This is a genomic window from Snodgrassella sp. W8158 (genome assembly GCF_016100435.1).
GTDB classification, from domain to species: Bacteria; Pseudomonadota; Gammaproteobacteria; order Burkholderiales; family Neisseriaceae; genus Snodgrassella; species Snodgrassella alvi.
Genome location: NZ_JACFSM010000001.1, coordinates 463,795 through 484,845, shown reverse-complemented (window position 1 = coordinate 484,845; position 21,051 = coordinate 463,795). Strand labels below are relative to the sequence as shown.

Below are 21,051 nucleotides of genomic sequence, written 5' to 3'. Positions count from 1 at the left end.
ATTAAATTTATTGAATCACAATATCATATTGTTCCTGAGTGTAAGTGGTTTCTACTGCCAGAGCAATCGGCTTGCCAATAAAATCACTTAGCATTTTCAAAGAATCGGCTTCCTCATCCAGAAACAAATCTATGACGCTGGGAGAGGCCAGTATGCGCAGTTGCTTAATATCAGGACGACGTGATTCGCACACTATTTCACGCAAAATTTCATAGCACATAGTTTGTGCTGTTTTGATGCGACCGCGCCCCTGACAGACAGGGCAGGGTTCACACAGTATCTGGGTTAGATTTTCCCGGGTACGTTTGCGTGTTAGCTCTACCAGACCTAAACTGGTAAAACCGTTAAGTGTAACGCGGGTACGGTCGTAGGCCAGCGCTTGTGCCAGCTCGGTCAGAATTTCCTGCTGGTGTGTTTCGTTGGTCATATCGATAAAATCAATAATGATAATCCCTCCCAGATTGCGTAAACGCAGTTCACGTGCAATCACATGGCAGGCTTCCAGATTGGTTTTAAAGATAGTTTCTTCAAAATTGCGTGCACCGACAAAACCACCGGTATTTACATCAATGGTGGTCATAGCTTCTGTCGGCTCAATAATGATATAGCCGCCAAAATCCAGATTCACCCGTGGTTGCAAGGAGCGGTTAATTTTGGCTTCGATATTGTATTTTTCAAATAACGGACAATCATCCTGAAATAATTGCAATTTATCCAGCGCACCCTGAGAATAATTCGTGGCAAATTCGTGCATGCGTTGATAGTGGCTGGTTGAGTCCACAATAATGTGATTGATATTGTCACTGTACATATCACGCAATACACGTAAACTCAGGGGTAAATCCTGATACAGTAATGTTTCAGGCGGGCAGGTTTTTGATAGTTGCTGAATATGCTGCCATCGCTTGGTCAGATAATTGATATCAGCCTGCAATTCTGCATCAGTCGCATTTTCGGCACTGGTACGGATAATATAACCATGGGCAGCATCCGCCGGTAACAGATTTTCCAGCCGTTCACGTAACTGGTTGCGTTCCTCTTCGTCTTCAATACGTTGTGAGATGCCGATATGCTCATCCTGAGGCAGATATACGAGAAAACGGCCAGCCAGTGATATCTGGGTAGACAGACGTGCGCCTTTAGTATTAATCGGGTCTTTGATGACCTGTACAACAATTGGCTGTCCTTCATGCAGCGTGTGTTCAATACGCTGAATCTGTTCTGGTTGCTGACGCTGCTCGAGTACATCGACAATATGCAGAAAAGCGGCACGTTCCAGCCCGATATCAATAAAGGCGCTTTGCATACCGGGTAATACACGGCGCACTACACCTAGATAAATATTGCCTACCAGACCATGGCCACAATTACGTTCAATATGAATTTCACACAACGTATTTTCTTCCATTACGGCTACTCTGGTTTCTTGCGGAGTAATATTTACCAGTACCGTTTCAGCCGGCCGCTGAATATCCTTCGGCAGCGATATGTCGCTGTTATGCATGATGGAGCTTTCAATTTAATCAAATCACTTTGTGCAGTCTCCATCTGTACAGATAAAAACTGTACAAAGTAATCTGGTCTGTTTATATAGTGCGATTGACATCATAGCGCAGGCAAGAGTTTCCTGCCAAACGCAGTTGCATACAGTTGTCTGGCAAAGTAGTCTGCAAATAAATATAAAACTTAAATTTGTAGTATTTACTGTAATAGTGGATACATTATTTTAACTGTGAGCAGCTCTTGATACATTCGGCAACTAACTGGGGACCTCGAAAAATCAGACCTGAATACAACTGAATGGCGGAGGCACCAAGACGGATTTTTTCTACTGCATCTGTACCAGTCGTAATGCCACCTACACCGATAAGCGGAATTTGCGAATTAATGTGTGCGGATAACTGATTCAGAACGTAATTACTCTGTGTCTGTACGGGATAACCAGACAACCCGCCAGTTTCCTGAGCAAATTTATGTGTACCCAAAGGAGTTTTGTCTATAGTAGTATTGGTGGCAATAATTCCGTCTATTTGAGTATTCAATGCAACCTCTGCAATAGCTTCAATTTGCTCTTCATCCAGATCGGGAGCAATTTTGATGGCAATAGGCACATAGCGGCTTTGCTGAGTAGCCAGCTGGGCCTGACGGTTTTTCAGGTGGTTTAATAATCTGTCCAGCTCTCCGGCACTTTGCAGACTGCGTAAATCACGTGTGTTGGGTGAAGAAATATTAACAGTGACATAACTGGCATGCGGATAGGCTTTTTCCAGACAAATCAGATAATCATCCACTGCTTTTTCAATCGGTGTGGCTGCATTTTTGCCAATATTAATCCCCAATATACCGCGATACCTACTATTTGCAATATTATTGATTAAAGTATCAATACCATAATTGTTAAAGCCCATACGATTAATAATTGCCTGTTGCTTTGGTAATCTGAATAACCGCGGCTTAGGATTGCCTGCCTGAGGTAGTGGTGTCACAGTGCCTACTTCTATAAAACCAAATCCCAGCATAGCAAGTGCATCAATATATTCACCATTTTTATCCAGACCGGCAGCCAGTCCTACAGGATTGGGGAGCGTTAGTCCCATCAGTGTTGTGGTATTGTTAATATTGTTGTCAGGAAAAATACCATTGGTATTTTTCTGCATGAATGAGAAGCTTGGTTTGCATCCCAGTAAAAAACCACAATGATAACGATGTAACCATTGCAGCGATTTTAATGTCAGGTAATGGGCTTTTTCAGGATCCAGTCTGAATAGCAATGGTTTAATAATAGGATACATGATATTGATGATTGAAAAAGGAAGAAATATTATAACCAACAACACTATCAATTCGGGTGGAAAATAATCAAATTCGGTATGTGTAGGTGAATAAATTATTTAGTTGCTGCCGATAAATATTTTATGTTTTATAACAATAGCCTCTTCATCTGATGATATATAACAATATACCCGTTTATGGTTCTGTAATTTAGAGCAGAAAGCATAAACGGGCATAATAATCAGAATATCTGTTAATTAGTGTGGTTATTGACAGATATCACCATGGTTTATCAGCCATTCCCTGAATATTTTGCTGTAATGTGCTGCCTACGCTTCGACCGAAGCGCTTCCAGTTGGTTTCAGCAGTGTAATCTATCAGTTCCGGAGCTTCGATAACATCGCGGGCAACTGTGTAAATATTGCCAAAATCATCTACTAGTCCGACTGCTTTAGCTTCTTCACCGGTATAAGCACGACCGCTGAATATGTCCGGATTATCAGCAACTTTTAATCGGTCACCACGCCCCTGCTGCACCGCCTGAATGAATTGCTTATGAATACTGCTTAGCATTTGTTGCCAGATTTCTGCCTGTTCCGGGGTTTCCGGCACAAATGGATCACCCATATCTTTATTGTTGCCGGCTATTTTTACCCGACGTTTAATTCCAAGTTTGTTGATCAGACCTGTAAAATCAAAACTGCTGCCAATAACACCGATACTGCCGACAAGGCTGGACGGATCTGCATAAATTTTATCTGCGGCACTGGCAATATAATAACATCCGGAGGCGCACATATCCTCAGTTACAACATATAAAGGTATCTTCGGATGTTTTGCTTTCAGATGTCGGATTTCTTCATAGGCAATACTGGAAATGACCGGTGAACCGCCCGGACTGTTGGCACGAATGATAATGCCTTTAACATTTTTATTCCCATAAGCTGTTTTAAGGCTTTTACGTAATAATTCTGCCTGATTATTCTCGCTGCTGATCACACCACTTAGATTAATAACCGCTGTGTGCGGACTATTAGGCATTGAGCTTCCCATCGCTACTGTAATGATAAAAATAATAATGCACAGCCAGAGTAATCGCCAGGCCCAGCGCCAGATTCGATTGCGCCGTTGTTCGCGGTATACCTCAAGTAACAGCTTCTCCAGCATATTGCGTTCCCAGCTGCTATTTTTTTCAGGATTGCCATTTGTCGGTCCTGATCCATTAATTTTGATTGTCATTTGGTTTATTCTCTGCTGTTAGTCTGTGTCAGTCTATTCTGTTTCTGTCAGCTCTGTTGATTGTGTAAAGTGGTTTATATCTGAAATTAAACCAGAATCTAATTATATCTGAATTAATATTTGTCTATGTTCTTATTGTTTAAGAATTCGGGTCAAGCTTTATCTGTATGAGTGTCTAAATTATAATAGCGCAGCTATTAACCGGAGCAAGTTAAATCAGACGATAGTTAGTAAGCTGAAACAATAGAATAAAGAAAGTTGTTGTACTACATCCGGTACTGTATTTTATAGATAAATTTAAACATTGTATCGAAACTGAAGCTGAGTCTGTTGGTACTGATATCTGTATATTCGAAGGATGAAATCGATTAGTCCGTTTAATGTGCTTAGTCTGTATTCAGCATCATTCATGTTTGTCATTTTGTAATTAAAACTTGGAAAATCATGTCCAGATTCTTTTTTAACGACCGTAAACAACTGGTTAATGAAGCGATTGAGGGTTTAATTATTTCCGCACCTGAAGGTAACCTTGTCAGGCTGGATACGGACCCGGCAATTCGGGTAGTGATGCGTAATGACTGGGATAAAAGCAACGTAGCAGTTATTTCCGGCGGTGGTTCCGGTCATGAGCCTGCACATGCCGGTTTTGTTGGCAAAGGTATGTTAACTGCAGCAGTGTGCGGAGATTTATTTGCTTCGCCCAGCGTCGATGCGGTATTTAGCGCAATTATGGCGGTAACGGGAGAACAAGGTTGTTTGTTAATCGTCAAAAATTATACCGGAGACCGGCTGAATTTCGGACTGGCGGCAGAAAAGGCTAAAAGTCATGGGATAAATGTGGAGATGGTTATTGTTGCAGATGATATTTCTCTGCCGGAAAACAGACAACCCCGCGGTATTGCCGGTACAGTACTGGTGCATAAGATAGCAGGTTATGCGGCAGAGGAAGGTAAATCCTTATCTCAGGTACGCGAGATAGCACAGCAAACCTGTGACAATCTGTATAGCTTAGGTGTGGCCATGCAAACCTGTAATTTACCGGACTATACGGAAGAAAGACGAATTAAAGCTGGACAGGTTGAACTTGGTCTGGGTATTCATGGCGAACCGGGTGCTTCAGTAGAGAATACGCACAATAGCAAAATACTGATCGATACACTGGTTCAGGCATTATCAAAGTCAGCCGGGGCAGGCCGTTTTGCTGTTTTAATTAATAATCTGGGCGGTGTATCTGCGCTAGAAATGGCCGTACTGACACGTGAGTTAGCGCATTCAGCTATTAGTAAACAGACAGATTTACTGATTGGTCCTGCATCACTGGTAACTTCCTTGGATATGAAAGGTTTTTCACTTTCGTTGCTTAAGCTGAACGATTACTTTAGTAAGGCACTTAATGCGCCCGTAGAAACACAGGGATGGCAGAAACCCGTGGTTTTACAGCCACTAAAAACCATAGTATGTGAAACTGAATATAAACAGTCAGTTTATATTCCATCCGAAAATGCTCGGACAGCAGAATATATCAATGTCATTACTGATACTTTGATTCGAATGGAAAATCAGCTTAATGCTCTGGATGCAAAAGTAGGTGATGGCGATACTGGAAGTACATTTGCTCATGCTGCTCATGCTATTGCCTCGCAGCTGGCACAAAAACACTTACCGTTAAATGATTTGCCTCAACTGTTGTTGTGTATTGGCGAGCGACTGTCTGTTGTTATGGGTGGTTCGAGCGGGGTATTAATGTCTATATTTTTCACCGCAGCCGGTCAGAAATTACAGACAGGCGGTACGCTGGCAGAAGCATTATTAAACGGGCTGGCACAAATGAAACATTATGGTGGTGCAGATATAGGTGACCGAACTCTGATTGACGCATTACAACCGGCGTTAGAGGCATGGCAGAACCGGGATTTTTCTGCCGCCATACAGGCAGCCAGAGAGGGAGCAGAAAAAACTGCTGGGATGCATAAAGCCGGAGCAGGGCGTTCATCTTACGTTAATCAGCAAAATCTCGCCGGAGTGCCTGATCCGGGGGCAGTGGCAGTAGCTGAGGTGTTTACTGCACTGGGTAAGTTACAGATTAAGCTGTAAGATGAAAGTTAAAGTGTTTAGATATTACTCATAAATTAATTTTGATTCCGAATAATAAACGGGTAATATCTATGACATATTTTATGTTAAATTAAGCTAGTAATTTTTTGTTTTAAAATAATATTATTTAAAATAATATATTTAAACTATTTGATAGGATTGAATTAGATGAAAGCAGTAATTCCTGTAGCAGGATTGGGTACACGTATGTTACCGGCCACAAAAGCTATTCCAAAAGAAATGCTGACTGTGGCCGATAAACCATTAATTCAATATATCGTTCAGGAATGTGCTGCTGCAGGAATTAATGAAATTGTTCTGGTTAACCATGCATTTAAAGCGGCAATTGAAAACCACTTTGATACAGCATTTGAGTTGGAAACACAGTTGCAGAACAAAGGTAAAATGGTTTTATTGGATGAAATCCGAAACGTATTACCTCGTGGAATGCAAATAATACAAGTCCGTCAAAGTGAAGCTAAAGGTTTGGGTCATGCAATGCTGTGTGCTCGTTCAGTTATTGGTGATGAACCATTTGCTGTTTTACTGCCAGATGTGCTAATAGATGAAAAAGCCTGTAATCTGGCTACAGATAATCTGGCTGCAATGCTAAAACAGTTCCGGACTACGCAGCGCAGCCAGATTATGGTTGAACGTGTACCGATGAGTGAAGTTAATAAATACGGTATCGTTGATTGTAATGGTCAGCAGGCTGACTCCGGAAACAGCATCAGGATGAGTGCTATTGTCGAAAAACCTTCAACAAAACAGGCTCCGTCTGATCTGGCTGTGGTTGGCCGTTATGTACTTTCAGCCGGTATCTGGTCTAAGTTGGAAAAAACACTGCCCGGTGCAGGAGGCGAGATTCAGCTTACCGATGCCATCGCCGCCCTGATGCAGCAGGAAGCTGTAGATGCTTTTGTGATTCAGGGTTATTCACATGATTGCGGTAACAAACTTGGCTATATGAAAACTTTCATTGAATATAGTCTGCGTCACAATCAATGCGGTACCGCACTCAGACAATGGCTGCAGCAGCAAGCATTTTGATACAGACAGATATAAACATCGTTTACATTTTGCTAGAGGTTTCTGGCAAATGATTCAGGAATAGTTGCAGATCATCCGGTAAAGGAGCGGTAAGCTGTAAAATATCGCCACTAACCGGATGAGTCAGCGTTAATTCAGAAGCATGTAAAAACATTCTTTTCAGCCCGGCTTTTTGCAGGCGCTTATTTATCTGATAATCACCATAACGCTCATCTCCGGCAATAGGGCATAACTGTGATTGCATATGGACACGTATCTGGTGGGTGCGGCCTGTTTTAAGTGTTGCTTCCATTAGTGTTAATGCTCTGATGCCCATGTGATGTAATTGCTCGCCTGCATAACGTTGCAGTATCCGGAACTGTGTATGTGCCCGTTGTCCTTCCTGGGTATTGCCGGCGATACGTACCATTTTTTCCCCTTGTGCTCCGGTATATTTCAGCAGTGGAAGTTTAACTTGCCGTATATTTTCCGGCCAGTTGCCAATGGCCAGGGCTAGGTACACTTTATGCGGATGATTCTGGCGGATTGATTCATGCAGTTTGACCAAAGCACTGCGTTTTTTGGCTATCATCAGCAAACCGCTGGTATCCTTATCCAGCCGGTGAACCAGCTCCAGATAACGGGATTCAGGGCGGGCGCGGCGCAGCTGCTCAATGACGCCAAAACTAATACCACTGCCGCCATGTACAGCAATACCGGCTGGTTTGTTAATCACAAGTAATACATCATCTTCATACACAACCGTAAATTTCTGAGCCGGAATAGCCAGAGTTGTTGCGGATGCGTGTCTGGCTGCAATGCGAATAGGAGGTAAACGGATCTCATCATTGACCTGAATCCGGTCTGTTCCTTTACAGCGTTTTTTGTTCAGCCGGACTTCCCCGCTACGAATAATGCGCTGAATATGACTTTTCGGTACTCCTTTTAATTCCCGTATTAAATAATTATCCAGTCTCTGACCGGCACTTTCTGCACAGACAGATAAAAACTGCACTGAATCTTTGCTTAAAACCGTCATATTGCTTATAATCCGTAAGCTTTTATAAATAAATAAAAGTCATCAGTGGTCATGGCCAAATATCGTGTTGGCAGACTGAACTGAACTAAAAATGGCCGCATTTTGCCCGAAGCTGAAAAAGTGCCTGAAAGCGCAATTTGGCTGTAAATAATGAAATGTTAACGTATTTACCGGAAAAACGCACTGTTGCAGGCGTATTTCCCCGTGTTGCTGACCAGCCGTCAGCAGCAAGGGTTAGTGATTAAGTTTGACTCCATCAGGTGGCAAGCCACGGCTTCAGACGTGATCAGGCAGGACAAAACCTGAAAACGCAGCCGCTAATGTGCCCGAGCACCTGACAGAATAACAGAAGAATGGCTACCCCAGTTAAGTGTCCAATCCATACTGATCGGATACCGGACACACCCTGTTTAGCAGGAATTATGATGCTGAATGGCGGATATGATCTTTACACCTTCTTTATGATGAAAGCCTGTTTAGTTTGCCGCGAATGACTTAATCGGGCAAGGCTATGGGTGTCAAATACTAATTACAACGCCTCGTCAGTGCACACAACGAGGTTTTCATGAAACGAATGTTATTCAATGCTACACAGGCTGAAGAGCTGCGTGTGGCTATTGTGGATGGGCAAAGTCTGCTTGACCTTGACATCGAAACGCTGGGGAAAGAACAGCGTAAAGGCAATATCTATAAAGGTGTCATTACCCGTATCGAACCTTCTCTGGAAGCATGTTTTGTAGACTATGGCACAGACCGTCATGGTTTCTTACCATTTAAAGAAATCTCACGCAGCTATTTTCAGAATTATGAAGGTGGCCGTGTCCGGATTCAGGATGTACTTTCAGAAGGTATAGAAGTCATTGTACAGGTGGAAAAAGATGAGCGCGGTAATAAAGGCGCAGCTCTGACTACTTTTATCAGTCTGGCCGGACGCTATCTGGTACTGATGCCGAACAATCCGCGTGGCGGCGGTGTTTCCCGCCGTATTGAAGGCGAAGACCGGCAGGAACTCAAGCAGGCAATGAGTGAGCTTGATACACCGCGCGGAATGAGCCTGATTGCACGTACAGCCGGTATTGGACGCAGTACGGAAGAATTACAGTGGGATCTTAATTATCTGATTCAGTTGTGGCGGGCAATTGAGCAGGCGGCGCAGCAGCATAGTGAGCCTTACCTGCTGTTTATGGAAAGTTCCTTACTTATTCGTGCCATTCGCGATTATTTCCAGCCGGATATCGGGGAAATCCTGATTGACTCTCAGGAAGTATATGATCAGATTCGTGAGTTTATGTCTTATGTGATGCCAGCCTATATTAACCGGTTGCGGCATTATACCGACCATATTCCGCTGTTTTCCCGTTTTCAGATAGAGCAGCAGATTGAGTCTGCGTTTTCGCGTGAAGTTGCTTTGCCATCCGGTGGTGCTATAGTTATCGACCACACCGAAGCATTGGTATCCATAGATGTTAACTCTGCCAGAGCAACCCGTGGTGCGGATATTGAAGATACCGCTTTCAAAACCAATATGGAGGCTGCTGAAGAGGTTGCACGGCAGATGCGTGTGCGTGACCTGGGCGGACTGGTAGTTATTGACTTCATTGATATGGAGAACAGTAAAAATCAGCGTGATGTAGAAATTACCCTGCGTGAAGCGCTGAAAAAAGACCGTGCCCGGGTACAAATGGCTAAACTGTCCCGCTTTGGTTTAATGGAATTATCCAGACAGCGCCTGAAACCATCATTGGGAGAAAGCAGTCATACCATCTGTCCGCGCTGTGCCGGCACTGGCTTTATCCGCAGTATTGAATCAACTGCATTACATATCCTGCGCATCATTCAGGAAGAGTCAATGAAGGATAACACTGCCGAAGTACGGGTACAGGTACCGGTAGATGTGGCTACTTTTCTGCTGAATGAAAAACGTGCTGAACTGTTTGGTCTGGAAGAACGCCTTGATGTATGTGTATTGCTGATTCCGAATATTCATCTGGAAAATCCGCATTACAGCGTGACTCGTGTACGTACTGATAATGTCGAAGAAAATACCGTTCCCAGCTACCATCAGGTACAGGAACCGGAAAATACAGGCGAACTGCCTTTTTCTATTGGTCAGAATAAACCGGTTAAGCCAGAGGCGGCTGTTAAAGGAATTCATCATACTCAACCTGCTCCGCTTATTGAGAAGACCGCTGCAGGTAAAACTGAATCAGCAGGTATGTGGAAAAAACTGACTGGCTGGCTGGGTAATCTGCTGGGTAGAAAAGCGGTTGAATCTGCTGCATCAGATCGTACGGTAGCAGAAAAAACTGTCAAAACCACGCATCAGAAAAAAAATCAGAAATCACAGACACAGGAACGCCGTCAGGCACGTGCCGGCCGGCTGGCTAAAAATACTGATTCAGCCTCCAAAGGTAATAGTACCCATGACAATAAAGTAACAACTGATCCGGCAATAACTAACCGGTCAGCCAGTGAGAATCGTAACCGGCGTGAAGAAAAGCGTGCTGACAGATATGCAACGGTACAGGCTGATACAGTAGCTGATTCAGTTCAGGAACAAAATACTTTTAAACAGGAGCAGAATACCTCGCGCAGACGTCGTCAGCGGACATCAGGCAAAAATGAAATGCCTGTGCAACAGGCTAATATAATTAATCCGGTAAATGAAGCTCAGGCCGGAGATCCTCTGATTATTACTCTGACAGATACCGGATCGAAAAGTGAACGGCATAAAGCACGGCATGATAAAAATAGTCGTCGACAGAATGGTAAGAAAAAACGCAATTACATTGTTTCTGCCAGAAAAATAAGTCGAAATATTGATATTGCCGCTATTACTGCACAAATACAGCTAACTACTGAGCATGTACTCAATCCTGAAAAAGATATTAATCGTATTAGTATTTATTCAGCGCAAACGAATACGTTGAGTGAAACTCATGATGTAATCGTGCAAAATGCAGTCGCACAGGCAAAGCTGGCTATTACACATGTGCTGGCGCAGTTAGAAACTGAGCAGCAATTATCTGTTGTTGATAAAGCAGATATTGCTGGTACTGAAACTATTATTCAGACTCAAAAGGCAATTACAACTGAGCCTGAAATAATGATTACCAGCACAGATGCAGATATCAGTTTGTGCCGTATTGCAGAACAAGGCGGGCTGATACTGGTTGAGACCAGTGCGGATAAGGCAGTTTTAACCGGTAATGATGCAGAGCCGGTTCCGGTGCAGTCTAAACTGCGGCGTAAAGATATTATGCTTAGCAAGACGGATGCTGCTGTGACACCGGCAGCCTTGGAGCAGGTTGAAACCAGAGCATAGACAGATGTGCGCGCTTTTGGTAGCTAAATGATTAGTATTTCGTTTGTATGAATACCATCAGCGCTTCTGAGAAAATATCATGCTGAATTAAGAATGATATTTATAAATTACTTATTAATTTGTACAATACTGGTAACCAATTAAGCAGCTATTGGAATATATTTTGCACAGGTGACAATGAGTTACCTCTGATACAATAGCTGCTCAGACTGATTATTTAATTCAGTTATTGTGTTGAAAAAGTGCAACACTTTTAAAAACTGAAAATATTTTATTTTAATGGATTATTTTTTATATAATTCATTGAATTTAATTGAAAATATTGTTATCTACCTATTATTTGCCGCAGTAGGATTGGTCAAAAGTGTTGTGTGTTTGCAAATGAATTTGTTTTTTTGCAACTAAAGCATTATATTGACAGCCATGAAATCGCTAATGCGGCGATTAATGCAAAACTTTAAAAGCTCTTCATTAGGTTTTTGAAGTTTGTTTTTTCGACATAGAAAAGGAATACAGCAATGAAAAAAACCCTGATTGCTTTGGCTTTGACCACTTTGCCGGTTGCCGCTATGGCTGAGGTTGTTTTGTATGGCCAAATGAAAGCAGGCTATGAAGTTTCTTCTACTAAAACCAGTGGCGAAACCCGCGGTCCGTACCAGAATGGTATTGGTGACTACGGTTCACGTATCGGTTTCAAAGGTTCTGAAGACCTGGGTAACGGTCTGAAAGCTATCTGGCAGGTTGAATCCCGCATTCATTTGGGTAATAGTAATGGCGGATCTGATGGCTGGGCTAACCGTGACTCTTTCTTAGGTTTGGAAACTAAATACGGTACTGTTCGCGCTGGTCGTATCAGCAATCAGATGAATGCTAATATGGACATCGTTGATGCATGGGAATACAACAATGAAGCATTGGGTCTGGGTAAATTCACCCGTACTGATGCCCGTTATGTAGGTATTGCTTACGATTCTCCGGAATGGGCTGGTTTCAGCTTCAACTTATTGTACTCTCCGCGTGATAACGTAAACGGTGGTGATCGTCCTGCTGAGTACGCAGCTGGTATCGGTACCGGTGAGAAATACAGCCTTGGTTTGAACTACCAAAATTCTGGCTGGTTTGCTAAATACGGTTTTGACTACCTGAAAAATTCTGCTGTTAAAGTTGATGATGATCTGACAACAGATCTGAAAGATGGTCAGGTACACCGTGTTGAAGGTGGTTATGATGCCAATAATTGGTTTGTAGGTGTTGGATATCAGTATACTAAAAACACTACTTCATACTACAGAGGTTTAAAAGAAGCAAGTGTTGGTAGCATTGGTGACCACAATTTAACTTGGGACAACCAGGGACAGGAAGCAGCTCTGACTGTTGGTTATCACTTTGGTAATATTTTCCCGAAAATTTCCTATGCTCATGGCTGGGATGTAAAAATTAACGGTGACAAAGAGAAAAACACCAAATACGATCAGGTTGTGTTAGGTGCTGATTATGACTTCTCTAAACGTACCACTGCTAACGTACAGGCAGGCTGGTTGCGTGAAGGTAACGGCGAAGGTCTTGGTAAAGACAAAACTACCGCTGTCGGCGTTGGTCTGAAACACACATTCTAATTAGTGTTTAATTCTTACTGATTAGTATTTGAGTCTAATCCCTGATTGAAGAACGGTTTAGTTTGTTCTTCAATCAGGGATTAATTTTTTAACAATATAAATAAAATGCTATCCCAAATTATTTAACAGCTGGTTCTTCTGCATTTCATTCTCGGTATTCCTTTCAGAATTTCGGTATGAATACATAGAAACCTAATGATTAAAGTTATATCTAAATAAATCATTTTTAGATAAATAAGTATGGAAACACTCTGATAAATTATTGATATAGAAAAACTAAATAGAAATTATTATTTTTATAAAAAATATAGATATTGATATTACTGAATTATTAGATTGTGATGAGTATATACTGGTATAAGTTATTATTTAAATTCAATAATTATTTGTAATTAAGTTCAGAAATCAATGAGAATTCAAAAAAAATAAACCAGATATTTATCTTAACAGTACTGGTTTAACTGAACACAATTAAAAAATGGTTTAGCAGTATTGTGGTTCCGGTCAAGGATATTTATAAATTAATTCTCCGGTTGTTGTAAATGACTTTTATATACAATTCTTTTCTGAAATATAAAAAATGTATTTTTAATATTTATTAAAGTCAATTGCTGTTTTTTTTAGTCAATATTATTGTAGTATCTAAGAATATAATCAGCATTTAAATACATTTCTAATATTTATTTTACCTAATCTTTAATGTGGAAAATTACCTGAATCAATAATTAGAATCAGTGGTTTGCTTTTTTATTACCCGACCAGTATATTCCGCACACTCGTCGTAATGGCGATTGATGTAAAACTTCAAAAGCTCTTCATTTGGTTTTTGAAGTTTGTATTTTTGACGTTGAGACTAGGAATACAGTAATGAAAAAAAACCTGATTGCTTTGGCTTTGACTACTTTGCCGGTTGTTGCTATGGCAGATGTTGTTTTATACGGCCAAATGAAAGCAGGCTATGAAGTATCTTCTACTAAAACCAGTGGTGACAGCCGTGGTCCGTATCAGAATGGTATAGCTGATTATGGTTCACGCATTGGTTTCAAGGGTTCTGAAGATTTAGGTAATGGTCTGAAAGCTATCTGGCAGGTTGAGTCTGCTATCCATCTGGGTAACAGTAATGGTAAAGCTGATGGCTGGGCTAATCGTGATTCTTTCATTGGTTTTCAGTCTGAATTCGGTACTGTTCGTGCTGGTCGTATTAGTAATCAGATGAAGGCCAATATGGATACAGTAGATCCATGGGAATACAATAATGAAGTGCTGGGTTTAGGTAAATTTACCCGTACCGGTCAGCGTTATGTAGGTATTGCTTACGATTCTCCGGAATGGGCTGGTTTCAAATTTAATGCATTATACTCTCCTCGTGATAATGTAAATGGTGGGGATCGGAACAGTGAGTATGATTATGGTATGGGAGCAGGTGATAAATACAGTATCGGTCTGAATTATCGCAATGCCGGATATTTTGCAAAATATGGCTTCGATTATCTGAAAAATTCAGCAGCTATAATTACTGAATCCGGTAACACTAAATTAAAAGACGGTCAGGTACATCGCGTTGAAGGCGGCTATGATGCTAATAATCTGTTTGTAGGTGTAGGTTACCAATATACCAAAAATACCAGCTCTTATTTCAATGGTTTAAAAGGTGCTTCTATTCCTGTAGGCGTAAATGAGCAGGGTAACTTAATTACCATGAATGTTGGTGATCATAATGTAACCTGGGATAATCAGGGACAGGAAGCGGCCCTGACTGTTGGTTACCACTTTGGTAATATTTTTCCGAAATTCACTTATGCCCATGGCTGGGACATTAAGCTGGATGGCGATAAAATGAAAAATACCAAATACGATCAGATCGTATTAGGTGCTGATTATGATTTCTCTAAACATACTACTGCTAATGTACAGGCTGGCTGGTTGCGTGAGGGTAATGGCTATAATGAACTGAACGAAAGCAGAGGTAAAAATAAAACTACTGCATTTGGTGTTGGTCTGAAACATACTTTCTAATCAGGCTTTGTTAGCTGATTTTAGAATAAACCCCGCAGCAGCGGGGTTTATTTTTTATATCCGGTAAATCTAACCAGTTAATTATTGAAATAAAATACATCTGTACTTTGTATCTGCAATCAGATTTGCATAATTATTTAATTACTGATTTTGCTTAAAAGCCGTTTTTGTTTCTGTTTTATTTATTACGATGCCGTTTGATATACCAGTATATCAGCAAAGCAAATACAGCTACTATCAGAATAACAACAAAGAGCAGTTTCGTGTATTGTTGAAACTCTGCAAACAGCCATTGCGCTGATTGTCCGAACAGATAACCAAAACTAACGATAATGGTTGCCCAGAGTAAAGCGCCCAATGCATTAAATAACAGAAACCGATGGAATGTTACTTTACTCATACCGATGGCAATCGGGCCGGCAATACGCAAACCATACATGAAGCGTACTCCGATAATAATGACAGAGCTGTGTTTACACAGCAAACGATCGGTTTTGGCTACCATCGGATCCAGTTTAGGGAAATGCTGCAATAGGTGTTTACCGTAATAACGGCCGAGCAAAAAACATATCTGGTCACCCAGCATCCCGCCACCTGCCGCGCACAGGATTGAAGGTAAAAATAACAAATAGCCTTTGTGTACGAAAAAGCCGGCCAGGGTCAATATGGTTTCACCTTCAAGAATGCTGCCGATAAATATAGCCAGATAGCCATAGTGATTCAGTAATTGCTCAACATTCATCTGTTTAATAGGGTTAGAAAGAAATCATTTGTTAAACATAATGTTGTTTGAACCGTTCTGGCAATCTGTTTTGCCAGAACCAGACAAAATTTACACGCCATATTGTTTGCGGTAATCTGCTACCGGCTGGCGATAATCAGCCAGTGTTGAGTCATTTTCTAATAACAGCAGTAAATCTTCCAATGTGGCAATGGTCGTTACCGGTATTTGATACTGTTGTTCGACTTCCTGAACGGCGGATTGATTTCCCTGACCTTTTTCCATGCGGTCAAGTGCAATGGCTACACCTGCAGTAACCGCGCCTTCACGCTGGATGATGGTAACCGATTCACGTACGGAAGTACCGGCTGAAATAACATCGTCTATAATCAGTACACGACCTTTAAGCGGTGCACCAACCAGTACGCCACCTTCGCCATGGTCTTTTGCTTCTTTACGGTTATAGGCATATGGTACATTACGCCCTTCTTCCGCCAGCATCATGGCTGTTGCTGCGGCCAGAATAATGCCTTTATAGGCCGGTCCGAACAGCATATCAAATTCAATACCGCTGGCAAGAATCGAGCGTGCATAAAAACGTGCCAGTTGCAGAATACTATAGCCATCATTAAACAGTCCGGCATTGAAAAAATAAGGTGATTGTCTGCCGGCTTTGGTTGTGAACTGGCCAAATTTTAAAACATGCTGTTGCAGAGCGAAGTGCAGAAAATCCTGACGGAAATCAGACATAATGATCCTTAATGGTAAAATGGCAGATTAAAAATTTTAAGATGTAAATTTTATCATTAATCGAAAGGACATGCGGATGCGCATTATTTCAGCCAATGTAAACGGAATACGTTCAGCTACCAGTAAGGGTTTTATTGATTATCTGGCGCAGGCAAAGGCTGATATTGTGTGTGTTCAGGAGTTAAAAGCCCAGGAAGCCGATATGACTGAGCAGATGAAGCATCCGCTGGGCATGTATGGTGCGTGGCATACCGCAGTGAAACGCGGCTATAGTGGTGTGGCAATTTACAGTAAAAAGCAGCCTGATGATGTACAAATCGGCTTAGGATGGGAAGATTTTGATCATGAAGGCCGCTATGTACGTGCTGATTTTGGCAAGCTCAGTGTTATCTCTGTGTATTTGCCGTCCGGAAGCAGTTCGGAAGAGCGGCAGCAGGCTAAATTCTGTTTTCTGGATAAATTTTTACCGGTTCTGCGCGAATTGCAGGCCTTACAGCGCGATATCGTAATCTGTGGTGACTGGAATATAGCGCACCAGAATATTGATTTAAAAAACTGGCGCGGCAATCTGAAAAATTCCGGTTTTTTGCCGGAAGAGCGTGAATGGCTGAGCCAGATTATCAATGAGCTTGGCTGGGTGGATATCTGGCGTACGCTGTATCCTGAGATTCCCGGTTATACCTGGTGGAGCAATCGCGGGCAGGCTTATGCCAAAGATGTAGGCTGGCGTATTGATTATCAGATGGCTACACCAGCACTGGCTGCCTGTGCACAAACTGCTACGATCTATAAAGAAGAAAAATTTTCTGATCATGCGCCTTTGATTATTGATTATGACTATCAAATAAAGTGCACAAAGTAATGCAATTGGTTTTCGGCAACCATATAACAATCTGATCAGCGGGTAGTTTGCATGACCAGTAATATATTTAATCCGGCTACCAGTGAATAGGCAGAAGCGGGTAGGGCTGCATGCTCTATCCGCTTATGATAAATTCTATTTCCCATCGCTATCATTAATTACATTCGCGTAAAGCGTTCAGTAAACGCCTGTATATTGATTGTCTGATGGCAGACTGATATTTGCCGTGGTAATAAATATGGGAATATCAGGAACAAGTATTCATGGAACTGAGTTAATGTGATTTAATTAATGGTTTCTACAATATCGTATTCCTGCATTTTATATAATAATGTTCTTTTGCTGACGCCTAGAGAGCGGGCGGTATTTTCCCGGTGACCGTTATTCAGCCTCAATTCATTAATGATTAATTCTTTTTCATAAATTTTAACTTTTTCTTTTAAGGTGGCACCCAGCTGTTCATCTTCACTAAAATCAGGATGAAAATCAGGTGTTTTTTTATGAGCAATAATTTGTGCGGGCAAATCTTGCGGATAGATAAATAGTCCGTTAGACATGACCACTGCATGTTCGATGGCATTAGACAATTCACGTACATTGCCCGGCCATGGGTATTGATTAAGTACTTCTACCGCACTAATCGAAAAATCCAGTAACTCCTTATTATTTTCATGGCAAAACTGATTGGCAAAATAGCGCGCCAGCAGCATGACATCATTTTTTCGGTCGCGTAAGGGTGGTAAGCTTAATTCCATTACGTTCAGTCTGTAGAATAAATCTTCTCGGAATTCACCAGTGCTGATCATATCCTGAAGGCTGCGATTGGTAGCGGCAATCAGCCTGAAATCAGTTTTAATTAATCTGCTGCCACCGATTGGTTCGAATTCTCTTTCCTGGATTACCCGCAGAAGCTTAACCTGTAGATTGGTTGACATTTCAGCCACTTCATCCAGAAAAAGTGTCCCCTGGTGTGCTCGCTCAAATAAACCAATCTGGCGTTGATAAGCGCCGGTAAATGATCCTTTTTCATGCCCGAACAAAGTACTTTCCAGCAAGGTTTCCGGTAATGCACCGCAGTTTACTTTGATAAACGGGCCGGTTGAGCGGGTACTGTAATAATGAATGGTTTTGGCGACTAATTCTTTACCCGTACCGCTTTCACCAGTAATCAATACGGTGGTTTTGGTTTGTGAAATTTTGGCAATATTGCGGCACAGTTCCATCATATTCGGGCTGTTAGTCAGAATATGCCCCTTATTATCCGAGCTGAATAATTCTATTTTTGGCGATAAATCCATTCCCTCTTTTTTAGCTTTGCTCAACTCCAGGGTACGTTTTATCAGTGCTTTGAGTTCATTCAGGTCAAAGGGTTTAACAATATAATCAATTGCACCGAGTTTTAATGCTTCTACCGCCGTATCCACACCGGCATAGGCAGTCATAAGAATGATGGATATATCAGTATAGTTCTGTTTAATTATTTTCAGTGCTTCCAGCCCGCTCATCTGAGGCAGGCGATTATCCATTAAAATTAAATCAACCGGCTGCTGTTCTAAGGTTTCAATAGCGTCTTCTGCATTATCAACAGCAATAACCTGATAATGTTCCTGTGATAAAAAAATAGATAACAGTTTGCGCAGATTTAATTCATCTTCGACAATTAAGATTTTTTCTGACATAAATTCCGGATTATTGTGTATCAGTTAACGGGAAGTGCTACTTCAACCGTAACACCATTGCTGTGCTCATTATTTTTAATGCTAATTTGCCCTTTATGTGAGGAAACTATTTTCTCTACCATGGCCAGACCCAGTCCGGTACCAGAAATTTTAGTGGTAAAAAATGGTGTAAAGATTTTATCCATTATTTCGCTTTTAATGCCTTCACCATCATCCTTTATCCGGATTAACTGATACTTTTGGTTAGCAGACATTAATGTAGATATTTCAATTTTGCCCTGATCACTGACTGCCTGAATGGCATTGATTAATAAATTCAGTATTGCCTGTTTGATTAATTCTTTATCCAGATACAATGGCGGTAACTGGCTGGCTAATGAAAGAGTCAGGACGATGTTATTTGAGCGGTGAGATGAATTAACCAGTACCAGCACTTCATTAATCAGGTCGTTTAATTGCACCGAAACATAATAATTTTTTGAGGGTACTGAGAAATCAAGTAACTGCTGGATAACCTGATTAATCGAATCCACTTCTTTCAGAATAATCTCAAGATATTCATTTTGCTCAGCACGGGGTAAATCATTTTGCAGATATTGCACAAAACCGCGTACTGCAGCCAGCGGATTGCGGATCTCATGGGCAATGCCTGCCATCAGCTCGCCCAGTGCCACCAGGCGTTCGGTTTGCTGGATTAACTTTTCTACCTCTTCCCGTTCGGTAATATCTTTAAAAATAACAACAGCACCAATAATATTGCCCTGATAATCTTTCAGATGGCTGGTGCTGGCTGAGATTCGGATAATTTGCCGGGCAACCGGGAAATCTACTTCCACACCGACATGATCGATACCATTATATAAAGTATCCAGTAAAGGACTTTGAAAATTTTTATCATCAACTATGGTTGAATATGGCCGGCCAAGGACTTGTTCCAGCTGATAGCCGGTGATTTTTTCTGCAGCCGGATTTAACATGGTAATAAAGCCATTATTATCCACAGTAATAACCGCATCCAGTGTGTTTTCCAGAATCAGCTCGTTGATGGTTTTGGTTTTTCTGAGCTTTTCGGCCAGACTGTTAATTCCACTGACAATTTCATTCAGCTCACCGCGTATAACCGGCAGACGCCTGTCCAGCGAGAAGGGGAGTTTTTCCAGCCCCTGCTTGATTATATTGATATCAGTATTCAGTTTTCTGGATAAAACAGAAGCAATACAGATACAGCTCAGCATACAGATCAGGCTGATAATAATGACATTTTTATCAAATACAAAGGCCTGTTTTTCAATGTCATCCAAAGTTTCATTAGCCCAGATATAGCCGATTATCTGATTATTGCGCACAATAGGAGTCATGGCATTCATGATATTGCCGCGGACTTGCTGGCCGGTTTCAATCATATGCCGGCCGCTGGTCATGACTTCACGCCCTTTATGCTCAGCCGGAATAGATTTACCAACATTCACACCATAGGCTGACTGCGGGGCATACAACACAATGGCATCTAATTGTTTATGATAATAACCGGCTGCAATATTCGGCATGTCTTTCAGTAGCGGTTCAATTTTAGGAGTGAGATACTGATTAAGCTGGGTAATTTGTTGTGTTCGGGGCAGGTTTTTATCCACCTGCTGGTAAGCATCACCTAAAAGCAAATCCAGAGTTTTGGTAATGGCATAAAGTTTATGGCTTTTTTCCTGTCTGAGAAGTTCGCGCCCTTCTTTATCAATTAGAACGGCACAGACAAAAATTGAAAAACAGGATAGGAAGGTCACCAGTAAAAAAATACGGGCACTGATTCGTTCCGGATATAGGCGCTGAAGAAAACTGGTGTTCATAAGTGCTCAAATATCCATAATTATCAATAAAATATTTTTAGTATCCGGCTGGTACACAGCCAAAATAT

14 protein-coding genes are annotated in these 21,051 nt (G+C 41.5%); 6 read left to right on the top strand and 8 right to left on the bottom strand.

Annotation, left to right across the window (positions count from 1 at the left end):
- Positions 1–7 precede the first annotated feature (7 nt).
- The 3 genes from rng to sppA all read right to left on the bottom strand — a co-directional run bounded on the left by rng (position 8) and on the right by sppA (position 4,011).
- On the bottom strand, positions 8–1,504 hold the full coding sequence (gene rng / locus H3V11_RS02085; RefSeq protein WP_198223507.1) for a ribonuclease G: 1,497 nt from the start codon (positions 1,502–1,504) through the stop codon (positions 8–10).
- A 217-nt stretch (positions 1,505–1,721) separates the two neighbouring features.
- On the bottom strand, positions 1,722–2,792 hold the full coding sequence (locus tag H3V11_RS02080; protein WP_198223506.1) for a quinone-dependent dihydroorotate dehydrogenase: 1,071 nt from the start codon (positions 2,790–2,792) through the stop codon (positions 1,722–1,724).
- A 259-nt stretch (positions 2,793–3,051) separates the two neighbouring features.
- A complete protein-coding gene (sppA, locus tag H3V11_RS02075) occupies positions 3,052–4,011 on the bottom strand; it encodes a signal peptide peptidase SppA (protein ID WP_198223505.1) in 960 nt (319 codons plus the stop codon).
- Between the two features lie 444 nt (positions 4,012–4,455).
- On the opposite strand from sppA, the gene H3V11_RS02070 reads away from it, so the two are divergent.
- Together H3V11_RS02070 and galU are read left to right on the top strand one after the other, a co-directional pair.
- Positions 4,456–6,105 carry a dihydroxyacetone kinase subunit DhaK gene (locus tag H3V11_RS02070; protein ID WP_198223504.1) on the top strand — a complete coding sequence of 550 codons (1,650 nt, stop codon included), beginning with the start codon at positions 4,456–4,458 and terminating at the stop codon, positions 6,103–6,105.
- Positions 6,106–6,273: 168 nt separating this feature from the next.
- Positions 6,274–7,155 carry a UTP--glucose-1-phosphate uridylyltransferase GalU gene (galU, locus tag H3V11_RS02065; protein ID WP_198223503.1) on the top strand — a complete coding sequence of 294 codons (882 nt, stop codon included), beginning with the start codon at positions 6,274–6,276 and terminating at the stop codon, positions 7,153–7,155.
- Between the two features lie 22 nt (positions 7,156–7,177).
- Here galU and H3V11_RS02060 read toward each other — a convergent pair whose 3' ends face one another.
- The gene (locus H3V11_RS02060) at positions 7,178–8,173 is read right to left on the bottom strand and encodes an RluA family pseudouridine synthase (RefSeq protein WP_198223502.1); all 996 of its coding nucleotides are present in this window, start codon (positions 8,171–8,173) and stop codon (positions 7,178–7,180) included.
- Positions 8,174–8,738: 565 nt separating this feature from the next.
- Between H3V11_RS02060 and H3V11_RS02055 the strand changes: the two genes are divergently transcribed.
- From H3V11_RS02055 to H3V11_RS02045, 3 genes are all read left to right on the top strand, one after another.
- On the top strand, positions 8,739–11,498 hold the full coding sequence (locus H3V11_RS02055) for an Rne/Rng family ribonuclease (protein WP_198223501.1): 2,760 nt from the start codon (positions 8,739–8,741) through the stop codon (positions 11,496–11,498).
- A 518-nt stretch (positions 11,499–12,016) separates the two neighbouring features.
- A complete protein-coding gene (locus H3V11_RS02050) occupies positions 12,017–13,114 on the top strand; it encodes a porin (RefSeq protein WP_084553751.1) in 1,098 nt (365 codons plus the stop codon).
- A gap of 867 nt (positions 13,115–13,981) precedes the next feature.
- Complete coding sequence (locus H3V11_RS02045) at positions 13,982–15,130, top strand: porin (protein ID WP_198223500.1); 1,149 nt, start codon at positions 13,982–13,984, stop codon at positions 15,128–15,130.
- A gap of 178 nt (positions 15,131–15,308) precedes the next feature.
- Here the strand turns inward: H3V11_RS02045 and H3V11_RS02040 are convergent, their stop codons facing one another.
- Both H3V11_RS02040 and pyrE read right to left on the bottom strand, forming a co-directional pair.
- Complete coding sequence (locus tag H3V11_RS02040; RefSeq protein WP_025331318.1) at positions 15,309–15,872, bottom strand: DedA family protein; 564 nt, start codon at positions 15,870–15,872, stop codon at positions 15,309–15,311.
- A gap of 90 nt (positions 15,873–15,962) precedes the next feature.
- Positions 15,963–16,601 (bottom strand): orotate phosphoribosyltransferase, encoded by a 639-nt coding sequence (gene pyrE, locus H3V11_RS02035; RefSeq protein WP_198223499.1) that lies wholly within the window; start codon positions 16,599–16,601, stop codon positions 15,963–15,965.
- 76 nt (positions 16,602–16,677) lie between these two features.
- Here pyrE and H3V11_RS02030 point away from each other — a divergent pair, with 76 nt between their 5' ends.
- Positions 16,678–17,463 carry an exodeoxyribonuclease III gene (locus tag H3V11_RS02030; protein ID WP_198223498.1) on the top strand — a complete coding sequence of 262 codons (786 nt, stop codon included), beginning with the start codon at positions 16,678–16,680 and terminating at the stop codon, positions 17,461–17,463.
- 284 nt (positions 17,464–17,747) lie between these two features.
- Here the strand turns inward: H3V11_RS02030 and H3V11_RS02025 are convergent, their stop codons facing one another.
- Together H3V11_RS02025 and atoS are read right to left on the bottom strand one after the other, a co-directional pair.
- On the bottom strand, positions 17,748–19,142 hold the full coding sequence (locus H3V11_RS02025) for a sigma 54-interacting transcriptional regulator (RefSeq protein ID WP_025331315.1): 1,395 nt from the start codon (positions 19,140–19,142) through the stop codon (positions 17,748–17,750).
- A gap of 20 nt (positions 19,143–19,162) precedes the next feature.
- Positions 19,163–20,983 (bottom strand): two-component system sensor histidine kinase AtoS, encoded by a 1,821-nt coding sequence (atoS, locus tag H3V11_RS02020; protein ID WP_198223497.1) that lies wholly within the window; start codon positions 20,981–20,983, stop codon positions 19,163–19,165.
- Positions 20,984–21,051 lie beyond the last annotated feature (68 nt).